Consider the following 3,372-nt stretch of genomic DNA (forward strand, 5'->3'; position numbering starts at 1 on the left):
GAGCAACACCTCGTCCCATCTCTCGCCGGCAAGCTATTTCGACGAGCGGATTGCCGCGGTGCGGCAGGCACCGGACATGTCGGAAACCGCCGAGACGTTCCTGAGCAACTGGTTCCCCACGTCGATGGTTGCCGCCAACGAGCCGGTGGTCGAAGAGTTTCGCACCATGCTGCTGGCTATCGACCGGCAAGGTCTGGCGGGTCTGTTCGCAGCGGTTCGCGACGCCGATCTTCGCCGCACCGTAGCACTGATACCGCGGCCGACGCTGGTGATCGCCGGTCGGCACGACACGGTGACAGCAGCCAGCCACGGTGAGATGATTGCCGCGGCGGTGCCCGGCGCGAAGCTTATAGTGCTGCCCGCGGTCCATCTGTCGAACATCGAATATCCGGCAGAGTTCATCCAGGCTGTGGTCGATTTCCTGCGCTGAACTGGAGCGCGACGGAAAGGCGTCCGGCACCAGTCCGGCGGTCGCCGAAACGTTCAAAGGACGTACTGGTTCAGAAGGCGGGGCGGCGGCCTCGGTCAACGTGAGCGCCTCGGTGAACCGAGCCATCTGGCGAAAAGCTTATTCAACGCCTTCGGAACGATCCCGTCACCTTGCCATTATCAGCACGAGAGCCGGCTCGGACAGGCAAGCGCCGTGACCCGACCTTAGAGGCGGCCGATGACTTTCGAGCGCCAACACGAACACACCGGAGGAAGCGATGACTGGACGCAAAACCCATGACCAACAAATTCGCATCATTGAAGAGCGGGAAAACACAAAGAATGCCGGCAAGGATTTCGATTCAGAGGCGGATCTGAAACGATCAGCGGCGGAACGCGAAGCGCTGCGCAAAGGATCGGACATGAGAACCGACACACCTAACCTCGTCGATCCGGACGACCGCAACATCCTTCGCGGCAAAAATCAGGAAAGCGTCCATCACAAAAATCGTCCTGACGACTAGATGAGCACCGATCCTGGAACATTTGTCATAGATTGGAGGCAGCCCATGGCACGCGGGAGCAAGAAACACATCGGAGCAGGTTCACAGGGAAAGGGTTCTGGCACAGGCGCCATGACCGTAACGCCAAAGGACAAGCTCGAAGAAAACCAGGTTCTGTCCAATCGCGACAAGGCGCAGCATTCCAAAGAACGCGGTTTGGACTCCAGGCAGATCGCGACCGAGCAGCACCAGGATCATGCCGCCAACCGTTTGCGAGACTGACGCCCTCGGGGCGCCAGCCTCGGCACGGCTGCCTGGGGAGCGTCGCTATTTGACGCCGAGACTTTCGGGCCAAAGCGCCTGGATTTCTTTCGGCAGGGCATCGCGCACCTTGGCCGATTGGCCAAGATCAATATGCCGTGCAAGAACTCGGAACACCGAGCGTGCCGCCTCCTCGGGATCGACGGGGCGGATCGATTTCAATTCCTCGCCGATGTGCTGCGAGAAGTTTTCAAGGGAGCGCGTTTTGTCCGGCTCGGCTGCGGGCCGGTAGTGGTCGTAATAAGCGCCGCGTACCAGGAGCGGCAGTTCCGCCCCAAGTTTGGCCGCAAGCCCGATCTGCAGCCTGTCCCTTACGGTCCGCAAGACCGCGCCCAATATGTGCCATGCAATCCGCCGATCCGGACCTCCATGATCTCGTCGAGCCAGATGTTGGTCGTCTGCAGCGTCCTGTCAAAAACATCCAAACCGGTAGCGCTCATCATCGCCTCCTCATCAAATTCATGTCTGGTTTCGAAACGATGCTCGGGGACAATCGTTTCGCTATCTGTCGGCAAAATTGGCTCGGTCGGTGATCCGGCTCTGCTCCGGGATCACGGAACGGCTCTTGGTTGCGCTGGAACCCCTTCGGAAGCAGTTCGTTCCTTGGGTGGGCGGCTTTGAGGAGTTGGTTGGGTGGGGGAGCGCGTCCCGCAACAGGTTTTTTGCGATGCCTGCAAGGAAGACAAAAACCGATGAAGGCGAGAACCGGCAGCAACTCCTGCAGATGATGACCACGGAGCATTTGGTGCTCGGGACCGCCAGAGCGGCGACGATTCAGGAGGCGAATCAGCGCGCAAATTTGTTCCTGACTTCGGTATCCAGCGCCACGATCGCCCTTGCCTTCGTCGCCCAGGTGACAAGGATGGGGCTTCCTTTCATGCTGTTCAGCCTGATCCTGTTGCCATGCCTCTACTTCATCGGGCTGGTGACATTCGTCAGGGCTGTGCAGGTGGCCATCGAAGACATGGTCCACGCCCGTGGCATGGCGCGCATCAGGCACTACTACACCGAGCTTACTCCCTCGATGGCGCGCTACCTGGTTCACTCCACTCATGACAACCAAACGGCTCTGCTGGCCGATGTCGGCCTCAAGCCAAGGCCCTGGCAAGCGTTCGCCGGAACCGCAGGGATGGTGAATGTCGTCAACGGTGCCATCGCCGGTGTCTTTGCCGGGGTGATGCTCAAGGTTGTCATTGGCTCGACAGTCAGTCTCGCCGTGACTGTCGGCATTCTAGCCTTTGCGGTGAGCAATTGGTGCCTCTGGCAACATCACACGCGCAGTTGGGCAAGCGCGGAACACAAGCTGAAGGTGTTGTTTCCGAACGTGCCGGACAGCGACGGCGACGCGCGGATCGGATAACCCGTTCGAGAGGGACGGCAGAAGCACCAACTCGCTAGGCGGAAACCTCAAGCACGATCTTGCCACGCACATGCTCATTTTCCAGCCGTTCTTCCGCTTTGGCGACCTCTCCAAGAGGGTACGTGGCTTGCACGAAGGGGGTGACCTTGCCGGCCTCGATGAGGCGGCCGATCTCGGCAAGATGCGCCGCATTCGGTTCGGCCAGATAGGAGACGCCACGCGCCCGGCGCAAATTTGCCTTTTCCTGCGACGGTTCGGAAAGAGTGGAAACGAGTGTTCCGCCTGGCTTGAGCACATCCCAGGAGCGGTCCTGCGTGTCGCCCGCGACAAGGTCGAACACCAGGTCGACCGCATCGACGACCTCTTCGAAACCCTGGTTCTTGTAGTCGACCGTCTGATCGGCGCCGAGCTCACGGACGAAAACCACGTCCTCGGCGGAAACGGTTGTCGCGACGAACGCGCCCGCGGCCTTGGCGAACTGGATCGCCAGATGACCGACGCCGCCGGCGCCGCCATGGATGAGAACCCGTTGCCCGGATTTGAGGCCGCCATGGTCGAACAGGCCCTGCCATGCAGTGATGCCGGCAAGCGGCACCGCCGCGGCTTCGACATGGCTTAGACGATCCGGTTTCGCAGCCGCCTCCGTCGCCTTGACCACGACAAATTCGGCATTGCCGCCCCGGTCATGACCAAGCATCGCAAATAATGGGTCGCCCTTCTTCAACGTATGCGCCCGCGTGCCGCATATTTCCACCTGTC

4 protein-coding genes and 2 pseudogenes are annotated in these 3,372 nt (G+C 60.5%); 4 read left to right on the forward strand and 2 right to left on the reverse strand.

Translation table 11 applies throughout. The features are described from left to right. From EN893_RS24995 to EN893_RS25005, 3 genes and pseudogenes are all read left to right on the forward strand, one after another. Positions 1–430, forward strand: a pseudogene (locus EN893_RS24995) (alpha/beta hydrolase); the annotation flags it as partial. Between the two features lie 277 nt (positions 431–707). Further along, positions 708–953 carry a hypothetical protein gene (locus tag EN893_RS25000; protein WP_127271942.1) on the forward strand — a complete coding sequence of 82 codons (246 nt, stop codon included), beginning with the start codon at positions 708–710 and terminating at the stop codon, positions 951–953. 45 nt (positions 954–998) lie between these two features. Beyond that, the gene (locus EN893_RS25005) at positions 999–1,214 is read left to right on the forward strand and encodes a hypothetical protein (protein ID WP_127271940.1); all 216 of its coding nucleotides are present in this window, start codon (positions 999–1,001) and stop codon (positions 1,212–1,214) included. A gap of 45 nt (positions 1,215–1,259) precedes the next feature. Here EN893_RS25005 and EN893_RS25010 read toward each other — a convergent pair. After that, a pseudogene (locus tag EN893_RS25010) lies at positions 1,260–1,693 on the reverse strand (DUF2267 domain-containing protein). 125 nt (positions 1,694–1,818) lie between these two features. On the opposite strand from EN893_RS25010, the gene EN893_RS25015 reads away from it, so the two are divergent. Further along, the gene (locus EN893_RS25015) at positions 1,819–2,613 is read left to right on the forward strand and encodes a hypothetical protein (RefSeq protein ID WP_236382652.1); all 795 of its coding nucleotides are present in this window, start codon (positions 1,819–1,821) and stop codon (positions 2,611–2,613) included. Positions 2,614–2,647: 34 nt separating this feature from the next. Here the strand turns inward: EN893_RS25015 and EN893_RS25020 are convergent. Further along, positions 2,648–3,372: NADP-dependent oxidoreductase (locus EN893_RS25020; RefSeq protein ID WP_164901083.1), on the reverse strand; the 725-nt coding region annotated here is incomplete at its 5' end.

The organism is Mesorhizobium sp. M7A.F.Ca.CA.004.04.2.1 (assembly GCF_004022825.1).
GTDB lineage: Bacteria > Pseudomonadota > Alphaproteobacteria > Rhizobiales > Rhizobiaceae > Mesorhizobium.